This is a genomic window from Plasticicumulans sp. (assembly GCF_035331805.1).
Classification (GTDB): domain Bacteria; phylum Pseudomonadota; class Gammaproteobacteria; order Competibacterales; family Competibacteraceae; genus Plasticicumulans.
Genome location: NZ_DAOLKE010000032.1, coordinates 1 through 19,663, shown reverse-complemented (window position 1 = coordinate 19,663; position 19,663 = coordinate 1). Strand labels below are relative to the sequence as shown.

The window sequence follows — 19,663 nt, the reverse complement described above, 5'->3', positions numbered from 1 at the left end:
CGATGCGGTGACGCTGCTCGGGCTGCGCATGGCGCTGGCGCTGCCGTTCTTTCTGATCGCGGCGTGGTGGAGCACGCGGGCGGCGGCGCAGCGCCTGAGTCCGCGGGAGGGGCTGGCGCTGCTCGGGCTGGGGCTGTGCGGGTATTACCTCGCGAGCCTGTTCGACTTTCTCGGCCTGCAGTACGTCAGCGCCAGCCTGGAGCGGCTGGTGCTGTTCCTGTACCCGACGCTGGTGCTGCTGCTGCGCCGGGCCTTCGGCTATCGGCCGGGGCGGCGCGAGTGGCTGGCGCTGGCGCTTTCGTATGCCGGCATCGCGCTGGTGGTGGCGGCCGAGGGCGTCGGCACGCAGCCGCCGGGCTACTGGCTCGGCGTGGCGCTGGTGTTCGCCAGTGCGCTCGCCTATGCGGTGTATCTGGTCGGCAGCGGGCCGATGATCGGGCGGCTCGGCTCGCTGCGCTTCACGGCGCTGGCGATGCTGGTGTCGACGGCCGGCGTGCTCGTGCATTACCTGCTGGCCGAAGGCTGGCGGCTGCCGCAGGTGGCGGCGCCGGTGTGGGGACTGGCGCTGTCGATGGCGCTGGTGTCGACGGTGCTGCCGACCTTCCTGATGTCGGCCGGCATCCGCCGGCTCGGATCGAGTCGCGCGGCGCTGGTCGGCTCGATCGGCCCGGCGCTGACGATCGCGATGGGTGCGGCCTTCCTCGGCGAATCGATCCTGCCGCTGCAGTGGCTCGGCGCGGCGCTGGTGGTCGGCGGCGTGCTGCTGGTGGGCTCGGGGCGATGAGGACGCGACGCGGCGCAGGTGCCCTCGCGCTCGGGCTCGCCCTGCTGCTGGCGCTGCCGGCGGCGCAGGCGCTCACGTGGCGCGAGCTCGACTTCGACGGTGCGCACTACACGATCGTCGAGCTCGATCTCGCCCGCGATCCGCTGGCGCTGTACTGGCGCGATCCGGCCGACGGCACGCCGTACGGCACGCTCGGGGCGCTCGCCGAGCACGAACGCCAGCGCGGCCGGCGCCTGCGCTTCGCGACCAATGCCGGCATCTACGCCGAAGGCCAGGTGCCGCTCGGGCTGACGGTCGAGGAGGGCGTCGAACAGGTGCCACTCAACCGCGCCCGCGGTGGCGGCAACTTCTTCCTGCAGCCGAACGGCGTGTTCGCGGTCTGGGGGCGCAGCCACGCGGCCGTGCTGACCACGGCCGAATACGCGCGCCGGCGCGGCCCGTTGCCGCGGCTGGCGACGCAGTCCGGGCCGATGCTGCTCATCGATGGCCGCATCCATCCGCGCTTCCAGAGCGATTCGGACAGCCTGAAGCTCAGGAGCGGCGTCTGCGTGCCGGCGCCGGGCCAGGTGAGCTTCGCGATCAGCGATGGACTCGTCAGCTTCCATGCCTTCGCGCGGCTGTTTCGCGATGCGCTCGGCTGTCGCGATGCGCTGTACCTCGACGGCTCGATCTCGCAGATGCACCTCGACGGTCGCAGCGGCCTCGCCGGTGCCGATCGCTGGCGCACGCGACCGTTCGCGGCGCTGCTCGGCGTGTCGGTGCCGGCGGACTGAGGGCGCTACGTTGGAGGCGATGCCGTGCGCACCCCGCGCATGGCCGTATCCGGAGCGCCGTCATGGCCCTGATCGACGTGAATCACATCCTGCCGAAGGAAGGCTACGGCCAGTTCACCAGCACGACCTGCTGGTACGCGAGCTACCGCCTGCTGCACGCCTGGAAGCAGGCCGACGAGTCGCAGATCCGCCCGAACCTCGAAGCCGGCGGCCTGAACTGGAAGGAGCTGACGACGCGCGGCATCTATCCCGAGGAGTGGCCGGTCGCCGGCAGCCGGCTCGGGCTCTGCGGCTGGGAAGGGCGGCTGGTGAAGGCCTGGGATGACGAGATGATCGTCTACGCGCTCAAGGGCTACGGGCCGTTGTACTTCACGTGGGACTACGGCAGCTCGGGGCATGCCGTGGTCATCGGCGGCTTCGACAAAAAGCTCAACCAGTTCAAGGTCTGGAACCCGTACAACCGCTTCGAGCCCGGCACGGTCGAGATCGACTGGTTCACGCCGGATGCCTTTCGCGAGCGCCTGCACGCCGGACGCTGGGCGCTGCAGGCCTGGTGGCGCTGATCCGCCGGACTCGTCAGCTTCCTTTACAGGAAAGCTGCAGTAAGCATGGTTGCCTTAAAACAAATCAACATCCTGCGGATATGGCCCGGAAATTGAATATCGGCCTCGACGGCTGTTGCGCTGCGTCACGCTTCCTGTCGGCCGGGTCCGGGCAGGCACGGGTGGATCAACGCGCAACGCCAGGTGGATAACCCCGCTTCCCCGTTGCTGGAGGCGGGCCCTGACGCAGGGACTACGGGAGGCGACATGAAGCACTTCACTTACGCGCTGGCGCTGGCCGGCCTGCTCGGCCTGAATGCCGGCGCACAGGCGGCGATCGTGTCGGTCGATGTCGACCGCTTCGAGGAAGGCTTCCAGAACATCCAGGACACGACCCTCGACAGTGCGCCGGTGACGGACACCGTGTCGCTGAGCCCTGCGAACGGGGTGGCCACCTCGCGCACGGTCGCGATCAACGTGCTCAGCTACAGCGCCGGTGCGACCAACCAGCTGACGGTCACGGCCGATCCGACCGTGAGCCTGCTCGACGTGATCAACGAGGTCGGCGAGGACTCCGAGGTCAGGGTGTCGTGGGTGATCCCGGCGAGCCTGATCCCGAACGACGCCTTCAACACCTTCTTCCGGATCGCGGTGCTGCAGTCCGACGGCAACGACCTGTCCGTCGAGTTCCTGCTCAACGGCACGACGCTCGGCAACTTCGCGGTGCCCGGCAACACCTTCAATCAGGATCTGCTGTTCACGGCCAGTGCCGCGCAGATCAACGCCGGCGGCACGCTGGAAATGATCATCAACGGTCAGGCCGGCTGGGATGCCGACTTCGACGACATCGGCTTTGCCTACGAAACCCCGACGGCTGCGCCGGAACCGGTTTCGCTGGCGCTGTTCGGAGCAGGCCTGATCGGCATGCGGCGCCTGCGACGCCGCGCGATCCCGGCCTGAGTGCCATTCCCCCCAACCGGCACGGGTCTTCAGGAAGATACGCATGAAAATCAAGAATCTGCTTCCTGCACTGGCGGCTTCGGCGGCGCTGGCGGCGAGCGCGCCGGCAGCGGCGGTGCTGATCGAGGTCAACATCGATGACTTCAACGTCGGCAGCCACATGGCTTCCGATAACACGGTCGGCAACGGCGGCGTGACCAGTGCCCTGAGCAGCCTCGACACGGCGCACGTCATCGGCGGTACGCGCACGCTCGTCGACAACCTGACGGCCGGCATCATTCCGTATCAGAGCTCGACGCGCGTCGATGCCACGGTCGGCCAGCTGATCATCAACAACGGCGTCGGCGAGGTGACCGGCAGCAGCGTGACCTGGGCATTGCCGGCCAACCTGCTGCCGACGACCGGCAGCCTCAGCAACTTCCAGTTCCACATGGCGCTGACCGGCAAGGACAACAACGCGGTTTCGGTCAGCGTGCTGCTGAACGGTTCGACGATCGGCACGAGTTCGCTGCCGACCGCTCAGGTCACCACGCTGCAGGATCTGTACTTCTCCTCCACCATCGCCAGCTTCAATGCCGGTGGCACGCTGCAGCTGGTGTTCAGCGGCAACGCCGGCTGGGATGCCTCCTTCGACACCTTCGGCTTTCAGTACGACTACACGCCGCCGCCGCCGGTCACCGTGCCGGTGCCGGCAACGCTGGCGCTGTTCGGAATCGGTGCTGTGGCGCTGCACCGTCGCCGCCGCCGCTGACCGCGCTGCGAGCGGCCTGCCTGTCCGCGCCCCCCGACGGCTCCGCCCGCGGGGGGCGCGGCGTTTCCGGGGCGGGTTGCGGCCGGGCACGTGTTGTAGGATGCAGCGCACCGTCCGACCGCTCGAAGGAACGTCCTGCATGCGCTTCCGGCTTCCCGTATTTGTGTCTGCGCTCGTCCTGCTCGCTGCCGTCACCGCGCCGGCGGCCGAACTCGACGACATCCGCCGTCTGGCCGACGAAGGCCAGCAGGACGCGGCGCTGCGCCGGCTCGATGAACGCCTCGTGCGCGATCCATCCGACGTGCCGGCGCGCTTCCTGAAGGGCTCGATCCTGCTGCAGACCGGCAAGCTCGGCGAAGCGCGCGAGGCCTTCGACGAAGTCACGCGCCGCGCGCCGAAGCTGCCGGAGCCGTACAACAATCTGGCCGTGATCTACGCCGCGCAGGGCGACTACGAGAAGGCCCGCCAGTCGCTGTACACGGCTGCGCAGCAGGCGCCGGACTACGCGGCCGCGCAGATCAACCTCGGCGACCTGTACGTGAAGCTCGCCGTCGATGCCTACCGCCGGGCGCTGGAACTCAACCCGGCCGATGAGGCCTCGCGCGCCAAGCTGCTGGCGCTCGACGCGATGTTCCGGCGCCAGTGAACGCGACGGATCCCGATCCGTACGCACGCGCCCGGGCCGTCGGTCAGGCGCTCGCGGCCCGCGGCCTGCGGCTGGCCTGTGCCGAATCCTGTACCGGCGGCGGCATCGCCCACGCGCTGACCGCAGTGCCCGGCTCCTCGGCGTGGTTCGAGCGCGGCTTCGTCACCTATTCGAACGCCGCCAAGGAGCAGCTGCTGGGCGTGCAGCCGGCGACGCTGGCCGCGCACGGCGCCGTCAGCGCCGAGACCGTCATCGAGATGGCGCTCGGCACGCTCGCGCACGCCGAGGCCGAGTTCGCCGTCGCGGTCTCCGGCATCGCCGGCCCGGACGGCGGCAGCGCCGACAAGCCGGTCGGCACGGTCTGGATCGCCTGGGCGCGAGCCGGACGCGAGCCGCAGGCCAGGCGCTTCGTGTTCGCGGGCGACCGGGCCATGGTGCGCGCGGCGGCGGTGCTGGCGGCGCTCGATGGCGTGCTCGAACGACTGGATGGCGATCCGTGACGCAGGCACCTGCGCCCGGCCGGCGCCTGTTCCTCGCACTGTGGCCGGACCCGGCCGTGCGCGCGGAGCTGGCACGACTTGCGCGCCGGCTGACGCCGGAACACGTGCCGGCGGCGAACCTGCATCTGACGCTGGTCTTCCTCGGCTTCACGCCGCCGGCGCGCGAAGCCGGCTGCCGGGCCGCACTCGAGGGCCTGAGGCCTGCGCCGTTCACGCTCGAACTCGACCGGCTCGGCTGTTTTCGGGGCCCGCGCGTGCTGTGGCTCGGTCCGTCGCAGATACCGCCGGCGCTGACGGCGCTGGTCGGGGAACTGCAGCGCCGGCTCGCGGCCTGCGCTCATGAGCCCGATCCCCGGCCGTTTGCCGCGCACGTGACGCTCGCCCGTCGATTTTCCGGGTCTGCACCCGCATATCCGCTGCCATCGCCGATCCGCTGGCCGGCTGCGCGCATCGTGCTCGCCGAATCCCGCAGCCAGCCCGGCGGCGTGCGCTACGAACCGCTGGCCGACTGGCCGGTCGGGCTCTAGGTCCCCCGCAAGTGGTGTGGAATACTCCACGCACCTTGCGCCGTTCGACATCCGTTCCCACCGTTCCCCGGGAGTACGCAATGGACGATAACCGCAGGAAGGCGCTCGCCGCTGCGCTTGGCCAGATCGAGAAGCAGTTCGGCAAGGGCTCGGTGATGCGCCTCGGCGACGCCAATGCCGCGCGCGACATCGACGTGATCTCCACCGGCTCGCTCGGCCTCGACATCGCGCTCGGCGTCGGCGGCCTGCCGCGCGGGCGTGTCGTCGAGATCTACGGGCCGGAATCCTCGGGCAAGACCACGCTGACGCTGCAGGTCATCGCCGAGGCCCAGAAGCTCGGCGGCACCTGCGCCTTCGTCGATGCCGAGCACGCGCTCGATCCGATCTACGCCGCCAAGCTCGGCGTCAAGGTCGCCGACCTGCTGGTCTCGCAGCCGGACACCGGCGAGCAGGCGCTGGAGATCACCGACATGCTGGTGCGCTCGGCGGCGGTCGATGTCGTCGTCGTCGATTCGGTCGCGGCGCTGACGCCGAAGGCCGAGATCGAGGGCGAGATGGGCGACAGCCACGTCGGCCTGCACGCGCGGCTGATGAGCCAGGCGCTGCGCAAGCTCACCGGCAACATCAACCGCTCGAACACGCTGGTGATCTTCATCAACCAGATCCGCCTGAAGATCGGCGTGATGTTCGGCAACCCCGAGACCACCACCGGCGGCAACGCGCTGAAGTTCTACGCCTCGGTGCGCCTCGACATCCGCCGCACCGGCTCGATCAAGAAGGGCGACGAGGTGCTCGGCTCCGAGACCCGCGTCAAGGTGGTCAAGAACAAGGTCGCACCGCCGTTCAAGCAGGCCGAGTTCGAGATCCTCTACGGCGAGGGCATCTCGCGCCTCGGCGAGATCATCGATCTCGGCGTCAAGGCGGCGCTGATCGACAAGTCCGGCGCCTGGTACAGCTACGGCGGCCAGCGCATCGGCCAGGGCAAGGAGAACGTCCGCCAGTTCCTGAAGGACAACCCGGCGATCGCCGCCGAACTCGACGCCAAGGTGCGTGCGCATTACCTGAGCAACCCCGACGCGCTGCCGACCGTGCCGGTCGGTGACGACGAGGCCGGCGGCACGGGCGATGAGTTCTGACGAACCCGGCGACCCGGACGACCCCGAGGAGGCCGGCGCGCTGCTGTATCGCACCGCGCTGGCGCTGCTGGCGCGACGCGAGCACACGCGGCTCGAACTCGCCGCCAAGCTTGCGCGACACGGCGCCGGGGCCGGCATCATTGCGGCGGTGCTCGACCGGCTGCAGGCCGAGCAGCTGCTCAGCGAGCAGCGTTTCGCCGAGGTCTACGCCGCCACGCGCTTCGATCGCGGCTACGGTCCGCTGCGGCTGCGCGCCGAGCTGCGCGAACGGGGCGTGTCGGAAGCGATTGTTTCCGATATCCTCGCGGGTTTCGACGCGCAGTGGACGGCGCGGCTGGCAGCCCTCGCGCGCCGCCGCTTCGGTCCGCAGCCGCCGAAGGATGCCCGCGAACGGGCGCAGCGCACCGCGTTCCTGCGCGGTCGCGGTTTCACCGGCGAGCAGATCGCCCGGCTGATGCGCCGCGATCCCGGAGACGACTGAGCGCCCACCTCCGCAACCCTGACCCAGTTTGCAGCCGACCATGACCAGCAGCGCCGACCTACGCCTCGCCTTCCTGGAGTACTTCCGCGCCCGCGGGCACGAGGTCGTGCCGTCGAGTCCGCTGATTCCCGGCAACGATCCGACGCTGCTGTTCACGAACGCCGGCATGGTGCAGTTCAAGGACGTGTTCCTCGGCACCGACCCGCGTCCGTATGTCCGGGCCACCACCGCGCAGCGCTGCGTGCGCGCCGGCGGCAAGCACAACGATCTCGAGAACGTCGGCTACACGGCGCGCCACCACACCTTCTTCGAGATGCTCGGCAACTTCAGCTTCGGGGACTACTTCAAGCGCGATGCGATCCGCTTCGCCTGGGAGTTCCTGACCACGGTGCTGCGCCTGCCGGCCGAAAAGCTCTGGGTCACCGTCTACGCCAGCGACGACGAGGCCCACGATCTCTGGGCCGGCGAGATCGGCGTGCCGCGCGAGCGCATCGTGCGCATCGGCGACAACAAGGGCGCGCCGTATGCCTCCGACAACTTCTGGCAGATGGGCGACACCGGTCCCTGCGGCCCGTGCACCGAGATCTTCTACGACCACGGTCCGGAGATCGCCGGCGGTCCGCCCGGCTCGCCGGACGAGGACGGCGACCGCTACATCGAGATCTGGAACATCGTGTTCATGCAGTTCAACCGCGATGATTCCGGCACGCTGCACCCGCTGCCGAAGCCGTCGGTCGACACCGGCATGGGGCTGGAGCGCCTCGCGGCGGTGCTGCAGCACGTGCATTCGAACTACGAGATCGACCTGTTCCGGCGCCTGATCGCCGCGGCCGCCGAGGCCACCGGCGCGCGTGATCTCGGCCTGCCGTCGCTGAAGGTCATCGCCGATCACATCCGCTCGACGGCCTTCCTGATCGTCGACGGCGTCGTGCCCTCGAACGAAGGCCGCGGCTACGTGCTGCGCCGGATCATGCGTCGGGCGATCCGTCACGGCTACAAGCTCGGTCAGAAGCAGCCGTTCTTCCACCGGCTGGTCGGGCCGCTGGTCGCCGAGATGGGCGAGGCCTATCCGGAGCTGGCAGCGGCCGAGGGCTTCGTCGTGCGCACCGTGCTCGCCGAGGAGGAACGCTTCGCCGAAACCCTCGAAACCGGCATGCGCCTGCTCGATGCCGACCTGGCCCGGCTCGGCGGCGAGATCATCCCCGGCGAGACCGTGTTCCAGCTCTACGACACGCATGGCTTTCCGGTCGACCTGACCGCCGACATCGCCCGCGAGCGCGGCCTGTCGCTGGACATGGCCGGTTTCGAGCGCGCGATGGACGCGCAGCGCGCCCGCTCGCGCGCATCGAGCCAGTTCGGCAGCTACCACAGCGATGCGCTGGCGGTCGGTTCGGGCAGCGAATTCCACGGCTATGAGTCGCTCACGGCCACCGGCACGGTCACGGCGCTGTTTCGCGACGGCCAGCCGGTCGAGGCGCTGGCGGCCGGCGAGGATGGCATCGTCGTGCTCGATCGCACGCCGTTCTACGCCGAATCCGGCGGTCAGGTCGGTGACAGCGGCGTGCTGCGCGCCGGCGAGGCCGTGTTCGAGGTTGCCGACTGCCGCAAGCAGGGCGAGGGTGCCTTCCTGCACATCGGCCGGCTCGTGAGCGGCAGCCTGTCGACGGGTGCGACGGTCGAGGCCGAGGTCGACGCCGCGCGCCGCGCCGCGATCCGCCTGAACCATTCCGCCACGCACCTGCTGCATGCGGCGCTGCGTCAGGTGCTCGGCACACACGTGCAGCAGAAGGGCTCGCTGGTCGATGCCGACAAGCTGCGCTTCGACTTCTCGCATCCGCAGGCGCTGAGCCCCGAAGAGCTCGATCGCATCGAGGCCCTGGTCAACGCCGAGATCCGCGCCAATCACGCCGTCGAGACCCGCATCATGGGCCTGGATGCCGCGAAGGCGGCCGGCGCGATGGCGCTGTTCGGCGAGAAGTACACCGACGAGGTGCGCGTGCTGTCGATGGGCGGCTTCTCGACCGAACTCTGCGGCGGCACGCACGCGAGCCGTACCGGTGACATCGGCCTGTTCAAGATCGTCGCCGAAGGCGGCGTCGCCGCCGGCGTGCGCCGCATCGAGGCGGTGACCGGCGCCAATGCCTGGGTGTGGCTGCGCGAGCTCGATGCACGCGTCAAGGCGATCGCGGCACTGGTGCGCGGCGATGCCGGCAGCGTCGAGACCAAGGTGCGCGGGCTGGTCGATCGCGTGCGCGGGCTCGAAAAGGATGTCGAGCAGCTGAAGGCGAAGCTCGCCAGCGCCCAGGGCGGGGATCTCGCGGCGCAGGCAGTCGAGGTCGCCGGCGTGCGCGTGCTGGCTGCGCGCCTCGACGGCGCCGATGCCAGAACGCTGCGCGAGACCATCGACCAGCTCAAGAACAAGCTGCACACGGCCGCCGTCGTGCTGGCGACGGTCGAGGATGGCAAGGTGCGGCTGGTCGCCGGCGTCACCGCCGACCAGACCGACCGCCTCAAGGCCGGTGAACTGGTCAACCACGTCGCGCTGCAGGTCGGTGGCAAGGGCGGCGGACGGGCCGACCTCGCGCAGGCCGGCGGCACCGATCCTGCGGCGCTCGATGCCGCGCTCGCCGGCGTGCCGGCCTGGGTGGCCGGACAGATCGGCTGATCCTTATTGTCATGCGGCCGGTCGCGGCCGGTCGCACCATTACCCGCAACACACCGGACACCTCCAGCATGGCTCTCATCGTTCAGAAGTACGGCGGCACCTCGGTCGGCTCGGTCGACCGCATCGAGAACGTCGCGAAGAAGGTCATCGGCTATCGCGGCCAGGGACACGATGTGGTCGTCGTCGTCTCGGCGATGAGCGGCGAGACCGATCGCCTGATCGGGCTCGCGAAGGCGATCGATCCGCGCCCGAACCCGCGTGAGCTCGACGTGCTGATCTCGACCGGCGAGCAGGTGACGATCGCGCTGCTGTGCATGGCGCTCGAAAAGCACGGCCAGCCGGCGCGTTCCTACACCGGCGCGCAGGTGCGCATCCTGACCGACAGCGCGTTCACGAAGGCGCGCATCCTCGCGATCGACGGCGAGAACATCCGCTCCGACCTCGCGCAGGGCCGCGTCGTCGTCGTTGCCGGTTTCCAGGGCGTCGATGAGGACAACAACATCACGACGCTCGGCCGCGGCGGTTCGGACACCACCGGCGTGGCGCTCGCCGCGGCGCTGAAGGCCGACGAGTGCCAGATCTTCACCGACGTCGATGGCGTCTACACGACCGACCCGCGCATCGAGCCGCGGGCACGCCGGCTCGACCGCATCACCTTCGAGGAGATGCTGGAGATGGCCTCGCTCGGCTCGAAGGTCCTGCAGATCCGCTCGGTCGAATTCGCCGGCAAGTACAACGTACCGCTGCGTGTGCTCTCCACGTTCCAGGAGGGCAACGGCACGCTCATCACCCTTGAGGACGAGAATATGGAAGCTGCACTGATCTCCGGCATCGCCTTCAGCAAGGACGAAGCGCAGATCACGGTGACCGGCGTTCCCGATCGCCCGGGCATCGCCTTCGGCATCCTCGGCGCCGTCTCGGATGCCAACATCGAAGTGGACATGATCGTCCAGAACATCGGGCGTGACGGCACCACCGACTTCACGTTCACCGTGCACCGCAACGACTTCGAGCGGGCGCTCGAGATCGTGCAGGGCAAGGCCGTGGAGCTCGGGGCCCGCGAGGTCAACGGCGACCGCAAGATCGTCAAGGTCTCGCTGGTCGGCGTCGGCATGCGCTCGCACGCCGGCATCGCCAGCCGGATGTTCCAGGCGCTGGCGCGCGAGGGCATCAACATCCGCATGATCTCGACCTCGGAGATCAAGATTTCGGTCGTCATCGACGAGAAGTATCTGGAACTCGGCGTGCGCACGCTGCACGAGGCCTTCCAGCTCGATCAGGCCCCGGCCGCCTGAGCGTCGTGTCTTCCCGCCCCGGCACGGCCGCCGCGCCCGGCGGATAACCATGCGCCGGGCTGTGAATTACGATCACAGCCCGGTACAGGGCGGGTGTTCTTGGTTACAGTCCGGTCGTCCCCCTTTCCCCGGGGGAAAGCAGCCAAAACGACTGGACAATCAGGTGATACACAAGGAGTACATCCATGCTCATCCTGACCCGCAGAGTGGGCGAGACCTTGATGATCGGTGACGAAGTCACCGTGACCGTGCTCGGTGTGAGGGGCAATCAGGTCCGCATCGGCGTCAACGCCCCGAAAGACATCGCGGTGCACCGCGAGGAAATCTACGAACGCATCAAGCGCGAACAGGAGGGCGGCGCCGACCGTGGCGAGCACGAGTGATCGCCGGATGCTTTGACGGCAGCGGAGAGGAACGATAGAATCCGCGGCCTTCGTGGATGCCCTGTTGCAGGGCAGGCGATTCCGGAGAGATGGCCGAGTGGCTGAAGGCGCTCCCCTGCTAAGGGAGTATAGGGGCTTAAACCTCTATCGAGGGTTCGAATCCCTCTCTCTCCGCCAGTCTTCTGGCAGCGCAGTAGATCAGCAGTTGACGAAGCCAAGCGAAGACTGCATAATGCGCGCCTCGCAATTCAGAGCGCCCGTAGCTCAGTTGGATAGAGTACCTGGCTACGAACCAGGTGGTCGGAGGTTCGAATCCTTCCGGGCGCGCCAAATCGAAACCCGAGTCGACATCGACTCGGGTTTTTTTTTGATATCCGCAGGAATGCGGACCCGGAATGCCTCAGCGGCAAACCTTTGTCGCGATGCACGGATTCGGGCCGGGTGACCTGCCGTCGGTCCGGTACTCTGTGCATTGCACAAGGCATCTGGAGAAGTGTGATCGATGAGCGGAATGCGACATGGCGGCGCGGCGCTTGTGCTGCTGGCGTTGCTGGCCACGATGCCACTGCCGGCGCCCGCAGCGAAATCCGAAGGTGCATCGACCTACTACGAAGACGCCCTGATCCGCTTCGACCGCAATGATCTGGACGGCGCGGAAATCCAGATCAAGAACGCGCTGCAGCAGAACCGCGACCATCTGGCCTCGCACATCCTGCTCGGGCGCATCTACCTGCTCAAGGGCCGGGCCGAGGCCGCGGTCTTCGAACTGCAGACGGCCAATCGCCTGGGTGCCGATCGCACCACCACCGATCCGTACCGGGCACGGGCCTATCTGCAGCTCGGTCGCTACAAGGATCTCATCGACACCGTCAGCGGCGATGGCCTGGCACCGCGCACGCGAGCCGAGGTGCTTGCTGCCCGCGGCAGCGCGCTGCTCGAACTCGGACAGCTGTTCGATGCCGAGCAGGCCTTCGCCAGTGCCAAGGATGCCGACCCCGCTTCACCGGCCGGCTGGTCCGGCATGACGGTGCTGCGCCTGCGCCAGGGCGCGCTGGTGCAGGCCGAGCAGGAAGCCCAGCACGCCGTCGATCTCGGTCCGGGCGATGCCGAAGCCTGGAATGCGCTTGCCTCGGTGATGCATCAGTCCGGCAAGGACGACGAAGCTCTGGCTGCCTACGCCCGGGCACTCGAGGTCGATCCGCGCATGCTTGCCGCGCGTCTGGCGCGGGCGGGGCTGCTGCTCGATCTCGATCGCCTCGACGAGGCCGGTCAGGACATCGAGAGCCTGCGCAAGGAATACCCGGTCGAGCCGCGCGGCATGCTGCTGCGGGCGCTGTGGTTGCAGCGGCGCGGTGAAACCGACGCGGCACGCGCGGCCCTTGCCGATACCGGTGCCGTGCTGAAGGCCGTGCCGCGCGAGACCATGGAGCGCTTTCCGGCCCTGCTGCTGGTCTCGGGCATGACGCATTCGGCGCTCGGCGAACTGGAGCGGGCGCGTGACGATCTGGCGCGCTATCTGGAGCTGGCGCCCGACAACCCGGGGGCGCGCAAGCAGCTCGGTGCCGTCTACGTGCGGCTCAATGAACCGACCCAGGCGGTCGCCGTGCTGGAGCCGGCGCGGCTGCGGGTGCCGGACGATCCGCGCATCCTGGCCCTGCTCGGCATCGCGTACTCGATGAAGGGCAGCCACCTCGTCGCGACCGAGCTGCTGGAAAAAGCCTCCGCCCTGAGCGGTGGCGCTGCGGACATCCGTACCGATCTGGCTGCCTCGCAACTGCGGATCGGACGTCAGGAGCAGGCGCTCGACGAACTCGCGACCGTCTATGACAAGGACCCGGCCCAGACGCGTGCCGGCGTGCTGCTGGCCGGCCTGCACCTGCAGCGGGGCGAGGCTGCGAAGGCCGTCGACATCCTGCAGCAGCTGGTCGGGCAGGAGCCGCGCAACCTGACCTTCCTGAACCTGCTCGCCTCGGCGCTGCTCGCCAGTGGCAGGCAGCCGGAAGCGCGGACGATGCTGGAGCGGGCCATCGAGATCGATCCGGCCTTTCTGCCGGCCCAGCTCGGGCTGGCACGCCTGGACATCCTGGCCCGCAAGTTCGATCAGGCGCGCGCGCGCCTGCAGGCCAGGCTGCAGGCCACGCCGGAGAACGTGCAGTTGCTGGTCGAGATGGCGCGCGTCGATGCCATCACCGGCGCGCGCGACACAGCCATCCAGCGTCTGGAGCGCGCGCGCAGCCTGTCGGCCGATGCCATCGAGCCGCGCCAGTTCCTGATCGATCTCTACCTGCGTCGCAACGAAGGCAATCAGGCGCTGGAAGTGGCCGAGGAGCTCGTCGCGCGGCATCCGGACAATCTGGCGTCGCTCGCCGCGCTCGGCACCACCCAGCTCGTGCTCGGCAAGGGGCCGCTCGCGCAGGTGACGTTCCGGCGCATGGTCAAGTTTGCCGGCTTCGATCCGATCGCCCTGATGCGCATCGCCCGCCTGCAGGAGCAGGCCGGCGCCTTGAACGACAGTGCCTTCACGCTCGAACAGGCCGTGCATGCCGAGCCCAACCGGCCCGAACTGCTGGCCGCGCTGGCCGGTGCCTATCTGGTGACCGGCCGGCTGGAGGAAGCCGAGGAACAGGCGCGCCGGCTGCAGCAGCTCGATCCCGCCAGTCCGGTGTCGCAGCGTCTGCTGGCCGAGGCCCTGTTGCGTCGCAACAAGCCGGCCGAAGCGGCGGCGATGTTCCGCCAGGCCATGGCGAAGACCCCATCGGCGGAACTGGTGATCGGGGCTTTCCGGGCCCTGCTCGCCGATGACCGGGCGGCTGACGGCATCCGCATGCTGGAGGACTGGGTCGCTCAGCATCCGGACGATCGCAACGTGCGTACCGCGCTGGCCGAAGGCTACATGCGCGCCGAACGCTGGAAGGAGGCGCTGCCGCTCTACGAAGCCCTGCTGGCCGTCCAGCCCGAACAACCGCAGGTGCTCAACAACCTCGCCTACATCGCGCTGCAGACCGGCGATGAAGCCAAAGCCCTCGACTACGCCAGGCGCGCCGCTGCGCTGGCGCCCCAGGACCCGGCCATCACCGATACGCTCGGCTGGATTCTGGTGCGCGCCGGACGTGCGCAGGAAGCCCTGCAGTATCTGCGCGAAGCGCAGTCACGCGATGCCGGAAATCCCGAAATCCGTTATCACCTCGGTGTCGCGCTGATGCAGCTCGGTCGCAAGGCCGAGGCTCGGCGGCAATTCGAGCAGGCGATCGCCGTCAAGCTGGCCTATCCCGGCATCGAGGAAGCCCGGCGTCTGTATCGGGAAACCGCTGGTCCGTGAGGAGCGGCTCGCAAGACGGGGCCTGTCCGTTTGCAGCAGGCCTTGCGCTTTGCGAGGCTGGGGGAAAATCCGGCAGCATTCACAGTGCAAGTATTTGATTGATTTGCTGATTAATGAATGGCTCGATTTTTGCTGATCCGGGATTGGTGTGCAGGATCGAAATGGTTTCCTGCACGGTGATTCCAATCGGGGGCGAGCCATGGATATCAGACGAGCCGCGTTGTTTGCGGGTATGGCTTCGATGCTGCTGGCCGTAACGGCCGGGGCCGGAGTTTCGTATACGTTTGCGACCGACTGCGCGGCAGGGACCGGTGCGTCGCTGAGTTGCGCCAATGGGCGGCTCGGGGTTTCGGCATGGTCGAATACCGTCGGTACGGCCAATCGTTACATCGAGAATGCGACCGTCGTCAATTACGGCAGTTACGGACTCGGCATCACCAATGCCGACAGCAGCCTGCCGAGCGGTGCCGATGCCGGTGAAGGGACTTCGCCCGAGCACGCCATCGACAACAATGGTCGCTATGACGCGCTGCTGCTGGATTTCGGAGCCGGCAACCAGTTCGGGCTGACGGGGTTTCGCAACGGCTGGTACAGCACCGATTCCGACATGAGCTTCCTCGCCTATACCGGCAGCGGGGATGCGCTGGCCGGTCTGGCGAGTCGTACGCTCAGTTTCGGCGACGCGGCCAGCGATCCGGCGAGCCTGCTGAACAATGGCTGGACCCGGGTCAGTGACTACGCGGATGCCGGTACGGTGGCGCGATCCCTGACCGCCGGCGTGGCGTCACGCTACTGGCTGGTGTCGGCCTACGTGCCGATGTCGGCGACCTACAGCCTTTCGGTCGGGAACGATTACGTGAAGCTGGCGGCCATCGAGGGTTCGTACCTGCGTCAGGTGCCGTTGCCGGCGACCTGGTGGCTGCTGGTGCCCGGCTTGCTCTGGCTTTACCGCTTGCGCAGCCGCAGGGCCTGATGCGGTGGCGGTGCCGGCGGCGGTCGAGGCTGCCGGCTTGCGGTCGGAAGAACCGACGCGGGAAATCAGGCGGGAAGATTCCGGCAGAAAATGCCATGACCCTAAAACGAAACAGCCGGCGCATGGGCCGGCTGTTTCGTTTCTGGAATTTGGTCGGGGTGACAGGATTCGAACCTACGACCCCCACGTCCCGAACGTGGTGCTCTACCAGGCTGAGCTACACCCCGAATGATCGCTGACGAGTGTTAATGGGAGCGGGAAACCGAGTAATCGGCCAGTGCAATCAGAGCCTGCTTTTGACTGGATTCCGGGAGAATCCGCAGGGCTTCGATTGCTGCATCCGCTTCCTGTCTAGCGAGGCGCGCAGTATAGGCAACCGCCCCGGTCGATGCAATAGCTTCGGTAATGACGCCGATCTGATTGCGATCGCCGTTTTCGATCGCCTGACGGATCATGGACGCCTGCGCGGCCGAGCCGTGACGCATCGCATAGATCAGCGGCAGCGTCGGCTTGCCTTCGGCGAGGTCATCGCCGACGTTCTTGCCGATCTCGTCGCTGGAGGCGCTGTAGTCGAGCAGGTCATCGACCAGCTGGAAGGCGGTGCCGAGGCGCATGCCGTACTCGGCAAGCGCCTGTTCGATGCCGGCCGGATGGCCGGCGACGACCGCGCCGAGCCGGCCGGCGGCCTCGAACAGCTTCGCGGTCTTGCTGTAGATGACCTCGAAGTAGCGGGCCTCGTCGACATCGGGGTCGTGGCAGTTCAGCAACTGCAGGACCTCACCTTCGGCGATGCGGTTGGTGGTGTCGGCAAGGATGCGCATGACGCGCATGCTGTCGAGCCGCACCATCATCTGGAAGGCCCGCGAGTACAGGAAGTCGCCGACCAGCACGCTGGCCTCGTTGCCCCAGATGGCGTTGGCGGTTTCCCGCCCGCGGCGCAGTTCCGAGGCATCGACCACGTCATCGTGCAGCAGCGTCGCGGTATGGATGAATTCGACGATCGCCGCCAGATCGATGTGATCGTTGCCGGCATAGCCGCAGGCACGGGCCGCCAGCACCGTCAGCACCGGGCGCATGCGCTTGCCGCCGCTGTTGATGATGTAGGCACCCAGCTGATTGACCAGCGCCACGTCCGAGTGCAGTTCGCGCTGGATGAGCCGGTCGACCGCCTGCATGTCGGCCTCGGCGAGGGCGCGGACTTCAGAGATGTTCATGATGTTCGATCGGGCTTCGAGGGTCCGAGGTGGCGGGCTGGATTTGAGAGGCGGGGCGCTGGGCGTGGCCGCGAGCCCGCAAGTCTACCGCCGGTGCCGGCCGGGGGACAGCATCGAATCCGATTGACCGGATGGCGGGCACATGACTAGAATCGCGCCCCTTTGATGGTCACTCATCGAATTCTGTTTGGAGACTTCAGGAATGTACGCTGTCATCAAGACCGGCGGCAAACAGTACCGTGTTGCCGAGGGTCAGACCCTCAAGGTCGAGAAGCTCGACGTCGAAGAAGGTGCCTCCGTCGAGCTGGCGGAAGTCCTGCTGGTTTCTGACGGCGAGACGGTGACCGTCGGCGCGCCCACGGTCGGCGGCGCCATCGTCACGGCTACCGTGCAGTCGCATGGTCGGGCCAAGAAGGTCGAAATCGTCAAGTTCCGCCGCCGCAAGCACCATCGCAAGCAGATGGGCCACCGGCAGCACTACACCGAACTGAAGATCACCGGCATCCGTGTCGGCTGATCGGGAGCTCTGATCCCATGGCACACAAGAAAGCCGGCGGCTCCAGCCGCAACGGACGCGATTCCGAATCCAAGCGCCTCGGCGTCAAGATGTACGGTGGTCAGCTCTGCATCGCCGGCAACATCCTCGTCCGCCAGCGCGGCACGCAGTTCCATCCCGGCGTCAACGTCGGTCTGGGCGTCGACCACACGCTGTTCGCGAAGGCCGATGGTCGTGTCGTGTTCGAGACCAAGGGTCCGGATTCGCGCAAGTACGTGAGCGTCGTGCCGGCCTGAACCCCCGGTTTCGCGCTGTCGAGAGCCCCGTCGCGTGCGGGGCTTTTTCATTTCCGCCGCCGCTGCGGGCGCGGCGTCAGGCAGGTGCAGCATGAAGTTCGTCGACGAGGCGGCCATCCGGGTCATGGCCGGGGACGGCGGCAACGGATGCGTGAGCTTCCGCCGCGAGCGCTTCATCCCGTTCGGCGGGCCGGATGGCGGGGATGGCGGCGATGGCGGCAGCGTCTGGCTGGTCGCCGATGCGGACCTGAACACGCTCGTGGACTTCCGCTTCACGCGCACGTTCAAGGCCGGCCGGGGCGAGAACGGCGGCGGAGCCAACCGCACCGGCGCCGCCGGGGCGGATCTCGACGTGCCGGTGCCGGTCGGTACGACTGCGATCGATGCCGACACCGGCGAGACGATCGGTGACCTGACCGCGCCGGGCCAGCGCCTGCTGGTCGCGCAGGGCGGTTTCCACGGCATCGGCAACGCCCGCTACAAGAGCTCGACCAACCGCGCGCCGCGCCAGTCCAAGCCCGGCACCACCGGCGAGGTGCGCGCACTGCAGCTCGAACTGAAGGTGCTCGCCGACGTCGGTCTGCTCGGCATGCCGAACGCCGGCAAGTCGACGCTGATCCGTGCCGTGTCCTCGGCGCGGCCGAAGGTGGCCGATTACCCGTTCACGACGCTGCATCCGAACCTCGGCGTCGTGCGCGTCGGGCCGTTGAAGAGCTTCGTGATGGCCGACATTCCCGGCCTGATCGAAGGTGCGGCCGAAGGGGCGGGGCTCGGTGTGCAGTTCCTGAAACACCTGGCGCGCACCAGCCTGCTGCTGCACCTCGTCGATCTCAGTCCGTACAGCGACAGCGGCGACCCGGTCGCCGATGTGCGCACGATCGAGGCGGAGCTTGCCAAGTACAGCGCCGAACTCGCCGGACGCGAGCGCTGGCTGGTGCTGAACAAGCTCGACCTGCTGCCCGAAGACGAACGCGAGGCGCGCGCGCAGGCGGTCGTCGAGGCGCTCGGCTGGTCGGGGCCGGTGTTCCGGATCGCGGCGATCGGGGCCGAAGGCACCGAGCCGCTGTGCTGGCGGATCATGGAGCGGCTCGATGCCGCGCGCGCCGCGCGGCCGGCCGATGCTGCGCTGCCGATCGATTCCGAAGGCGAGGGCGCGTGATGGCCGTCTCGCGCGAAACGCTCGGACAGGCGCGCCGCTGGGTCGTGAAGATCGGCAGCGCGATGATCACCGACGAGGGGCGCGGTCTCGATGCCGCGGCGATCGAAGCCTGGGTCGCGCAGCTCGCCGAGCTGCACGCCGAGGGCCGGGACGTGATCATCGTTTCCTCCGGCGCGGTCGCCGAAGGCATGCGCCGGCTCGGCTGGCGCGCACGGCCGAAGGCGCTCGCCGAGCTGCAGGCGGCGGCAGCCGTCGGTCAGATGGGGCTGGTGCAGGGCTGGGAGGCGGCGTTCCAGAAGCACGGCATCCGCACCGCGCAGATCCTGCTGACGCACGAGGATGTCTCCGACCGCCAGCGCTACCTGAACGCCCGCAACACGCTGCGCACGCTGACGCGGCTGCGCGTGGTGCCGGTCATCAACGAGAACGACACGGTCGCGTTCGAGGAGATCCGCTTCGGCGACAACGACACGCTCGGCGCGCTGGTCGCGAATCTGGTCGAGGCCGAGCTGTACGTGATCCTGACCGACCAGCACGGCATGTACGACCGCGATCCGCGCGCGCATGCCGATGCCCGCTTCCTGTCCGAGGTCAGCGCCGGCGATCCGGCGCTCGAACGGATGGCCGGGGGCGGCGCCGGTACGCTCGGGCGTGGCGGCATGCTGACCAAGGTGCGCGCGGCGGCGAAAGCCGCGCGCTCGGGCACGGCGACGCTGCTCGCCTGGGGGCGTGAGCCCGAGGTGCTGCGGCGCGTCGCGCGCGG

The 19,663-nt window shown here is 68.3% G+C and carries 20 protein-coding genes and 3 tRNA genes; 21 read left to right on the top strand and 2 right to left on the bottom strand.

Annotated features, from left to right (window positions below; all coding sequences use genetic code 11):
- From PKE44_RS04350 to xdp1, 17 genes are all read left to right on the top strand, one after another.
- Nucleotides 1–784 (top strand): DMT family transporter (locus PKE44_RS04350; protein ID WP_324548462.1); only part of this gene is annotated, 784 nt, incomplete at its 5' end.
- Nucleotides 781–1,557: a phosphodiester glycosidase family protein gene (locus tag PKE44_RS04345; protein ID WP_324548461.1), complete on the top strand. Its 777-nt coding sequence runs from the start codon at nt 781–783 to the stop codon at nt 1,555–1,557. The genes PKE44_RS04350 and PKE44_RS04345, both read left to right, overlap by 4 nt.
- A 62-nt stretch (nt 1,558–1,619) precedes the next feature.
- Entirely contained in the window at nt 1,620–2,120 is a 501-nt protein-coding gene (locus tag PKE44_RS04340; RefSeq protein WP_324548460.1) for a papain-like cysteine protease family protein, read from the top strand.
- 246 nt (nt 2,121–2,366) lie between these two features.
- A complete protein-coding gene (locus PKE44_RS04335) occupies nt 2,367–3,059 on the top strand; it encodes a PEP-CTERM sorting domain-containing protein (RefSeq protein WP_324548459.1) in 693 nt (230 codons plus the stop codon).
- Between the two features lie 43 nt (nt 3,060–3,102).
- Complete coding sequence (locus PKE44_RS04330) at nt 3,103–3,810, top strand: PEP-CTERM sorting domain-containing protein (RefSeq protein ID WP_324548458.1); 708 nt, start codon at nt 3,103–3,105, stop codon at nt 3,808–3,810.
- A gap of 163 nt (nt 3,811–3,973) precedes the next feature.
- Entirely contained in the window at nt 3,974–4,456 is a 483-nt protein-coding gene (locus PKE44_RS04325; RefSeq protein WP_324548457.1) for a tetratricopeptide repeat protein, read from the top strand.
- The gene (locus PKE44_RS04320; protein ID WP_324548456.1) at nt 4,453–4,956 is read left to right on the top strand and encodes a nicotinamide-nucleotide amidohydrolase family protein; all 504 of its coding nucleotides are present in this window, start codon (nt 4,453–4,455) and stop codon (nt 4,954–4,956) included. The genes PKE44_RS04325 and PKE44_RS04320 overlap by 4 nt, the downstream gene beginning before the upstream one ends.
- Nucleotides 4,953–5,483, top strand: a complete 531-nt coding sequence (thpR, locus tag PKE44_RS04315) for an RNA 2',3'-cyclic phosphodiesterase (RefSeq protein ID WP_324548455.1) — start codon at nt 4,953–4,955, stop codon at nt 5,481–5,483. The genes PKE44_RS04320 and thpR overlap by 4 nt, the downstream gene beginning before the upstream one ends.
- Before the next feature lie 80 nt (nt 5,484–5,563).
- Nucleotides 5,564–6,619 carry a recombinase RecA gene (recA, locus tag PKE44_RS04310; RefSeq protein WP_324548454.1) on the top strand — a complete coding sequence of 352 codons (1,056 nt, stop codon included), beginning with the start codon at nt 5,564–5,566 and terminating at the stop codon, nt 6,617–6,619.
- Nucleotides 6,609–7,100 (top strand): regulatory protein RecX, encoded by a 492-nt coding sequence (locus PKE44_RS04305; RefSeq protein WP_324548453.1) that lies wholly within the window; start codon nt 6,609–6,611, stop codon nt 7,098–7,100. Before recA ends, PKE44_RS04305 begins: the two co-directional genes overlap by 11 nt.
- 40 nt (nt 7,101–7,140) lie before the next feature.
- Nucleotides 7,141–9,765, top strand: coding sequence for an alanine--tRNA ligase (gene alaS / locus PKE44_RS04300; RefSeq protein WP_324548452.1), 2,625 nt, complete (start codon nt 7,141–7,143; stop codon nt 9,763–9,765).
- Nucleotides 9,766–9,833: 68 nt separating this feature from the next.
- Entirely contained in the window at nt 9,834–11,060 is a 1,227-nt protein-coding gene (locus PKE44_RS04295; RefSeq protein ID WP_324548451.1) for an aspartate kinase, read from the top strand.
- 185 nt (nt 11,061–11,245) lie between these two features.
- A complete protein-coding gene (csrA, locus tag PKE44_RS04290) occupies nt 11,246–11,443 on the top strand; it encodes a carbon storage regulator CsrA (protein ID WP_324548450.1) in 198 nt (65 codons plus the stop codon).
- Nucleotides 11,444–11,526: 83 nt separating this feature from the next.
- Nucleotides 11,527–11,620, top strand: a tRNA-Ser gene (locus PKE44_RS04285).
- Between the two features lie 76 nt (nt 11,621–11,696).
- Nucleotides 11,697–11,773, top strand: a tRNA-Arg gene (locus PKE44_RS04280).
- 172 nt (nt 11,774–11,945) lie between these two features.
- On the top strand, nt 11,946–14,762 hold the full coding sequence (gene prsT / locus PKE44_RS04275) for an XrtA/PEP-CTERM system TPR-repeat protein PrsT (RefSeq protein WP_324548449.1): 2,817 nt from the start codon (nt 11,946–11,948) through the stop codon (nt 14,760–14,762).
- Nucleotides 14,763–14,910: 148 nt separating this feature from the next.
- Nucleotides 14,911–15,735, top strand: coding sequence for an exosortase-dependent surface protein XDP1 (xdp1, locus tag PKE44_RS04270; protein WP_324548448.1), 825 nt, complete (start codon nt 14,911–14,913; stop codon nt 15,733–15,735).
- A 150-nt stretch (nt 15,736–15,885) separates the two neighbouring features.
- Here xdp1 and PKE44_RS04265 read toward each other — a convergent pair.
- Nucleotides 15,886–15,962, bottom strand: a tRNA-Pro gene (locus PKE44_RS04265).
- Nucleotides 15,963–15,980: 18 nt separating this feature from the next.
- Complete coding sequence (ispB, locus tag PKE44_RS04260; RefSeq protein ID WP_324548447.1) at nt 15,981–16,949, bottom strand: octaprenyl diphosphate synthase; 969 nt, start codon at nt 16,947–16,949, stop codon at nt 15,981–15,983.
- Nucleotides 16,950–17,151: 202 nt separating this feature from the next.
- On the opposite strand from ispB, the gene rplU reads away from it, so the two are divergent.
- The 4 genes from rplU to proB form a co-directional block, all read left to right on the top strand.
- Nucleotides 17,152–17,466 carry a 50S ribosomal protein L21 gene (rplU, locus tag PKE44_RS04255; RefSeq protein ID WP_324548446.1) on the top strand — a complete coding sequence of 105 codons (315 nt, stop codon included), beginning with the start codon at nt 17,152–17,154 and terminating at the stop codon, nt 17,464–17,466.
- A 17-nt stretch (nt 17,467–17,483) separates the two neighbouring features.
- A complete protein-coding gene (gene rpmA, locus PKE44_RS04250; RefSeq protein ID WP_324548445.1) occupies nt 17,484–17,741 on the top strand; it encodes a 50S ribosomal protein L27 in 258 nt (85 codons plus the stop codon).
- A gap of 91 nt (nt 17,742–17,832) precedes the next feature.
- A complete protein-coding gene (gene cgtA / locus PKE44_RS04245; protein WP_324548444.1) occupies nt 17,833–18,900 on the top strand; it encodes an Obg family GTPase CgtA in 1,068 nt (355 codons plus the stop codon).
- Nucleotides 18,900–19,663: glutamate 5-kinase (gene proB / locus PKE44_RS04240; protein WP_324548443.1), on the top strand; the 764-nt coding region annotated here is incomplete at its 3' end. The genes cgtA and proB, both read left to right, overlap by 1 nt.

Excerpts from the sequence above, each read along its gene's own strand:
- PKE44_RS04345 (WP_324548461.1), top strand. The coding sequence starts at position 781 with ATGAGGACGCGACGCGGCGCAGGTGCCCTCGCGCTCGGGCTCGCCCTG.
- PKE44_RS04340 (WP_324548460.1), top strand. The coding sequence starts at position 1,620 with ATGGCCCTGATCGACGTGAATCACATCCTGCCGAAGGAAGGCTACGGC.
- PKE44_RS04335 (WP_324548459.1), top strand. The coding sequence starts at position 2,367 with ATGAAGCACTTCACTTACGCGCTGGCGCTGGCCGGCCTGCTCGGCCTG.
- PKE44_RS04330 (WP_324548458.1), top strand. The coding sequence starts at position 3,103 with ATGAAAATCAAGAATCTGCTTCCTGCACTGGCGGCTTCGGCGGCGCTG.
- recA (WP_324548454.1), top strand. The coding sequence starts at position 5,564 with ATGGACGATAACCGCAGGAAGGCGCTCGCCGCTGCGCTTGGCCAGATC.
- PKE44_RS04305 (WP_324548453.1), top strand. The coding sequence starts at position 6,609 with ATGAGTTCTGACGAACCCGGCGACCCGGACGACCCCGAGGAGGCCGGC.
- alaS (WP_324548452.1), top strand. The coding sequence starts at position 7,141 with ATGACCAGCAGCGCCGACCTACGCCTCGCCTTCCTGGAGTACTTCCGC.
- PKE44_RS04295 (WP_324548451.1), top strand. The coding sequence starts at position 9,834 with ATGGCTCTCATCGTTCAGAAGTACGGCGGCACCTCGGTCGGCTCGGTC.
- csrA (WP_324548450.1), top strand. The coding sequence starts at position 11,246 with ATGCTCATCCTGACCCGCAGAGTGGGCGAGACCTTGATGATCGGTGAC.
- prsT (WP_324548449.1), top strand. The coding sequence starts at position 11,946 with ATGAGCGGAATGCGACATGGCGGCGCGGCGCTTGTGCTGCTGGCGTTG.
- ispB (WP_324548447.1), bottom strand. The coding sequence starts at position 16,949 with ATGAACATCTCTGAAGTCCGCGCCCTCGCCGAGGCCGACATGCAGGCG.
- rplU (WP_324548446.1), top strand. The coding sequence starts at position 17,152 with ATGTACGCTGTCATCAAGACCGGCGGCAAACAGTACCGTGTTGCCGAG.
- rpmA (WP_324548445.1), top strand. The coding sequence starts at position 17,484 with ATGGCACACAAGAAAGCCGGCGGCTCCAGCCGCAACGGACGCGATTCC.
- cgtA (WP_324548444.1), top strand. The coding sequence starts at position 17,833 with ATGAAGTTCGTCGACGAGGCGGCCATCCGGGTCATGGCCGGGGACGGC.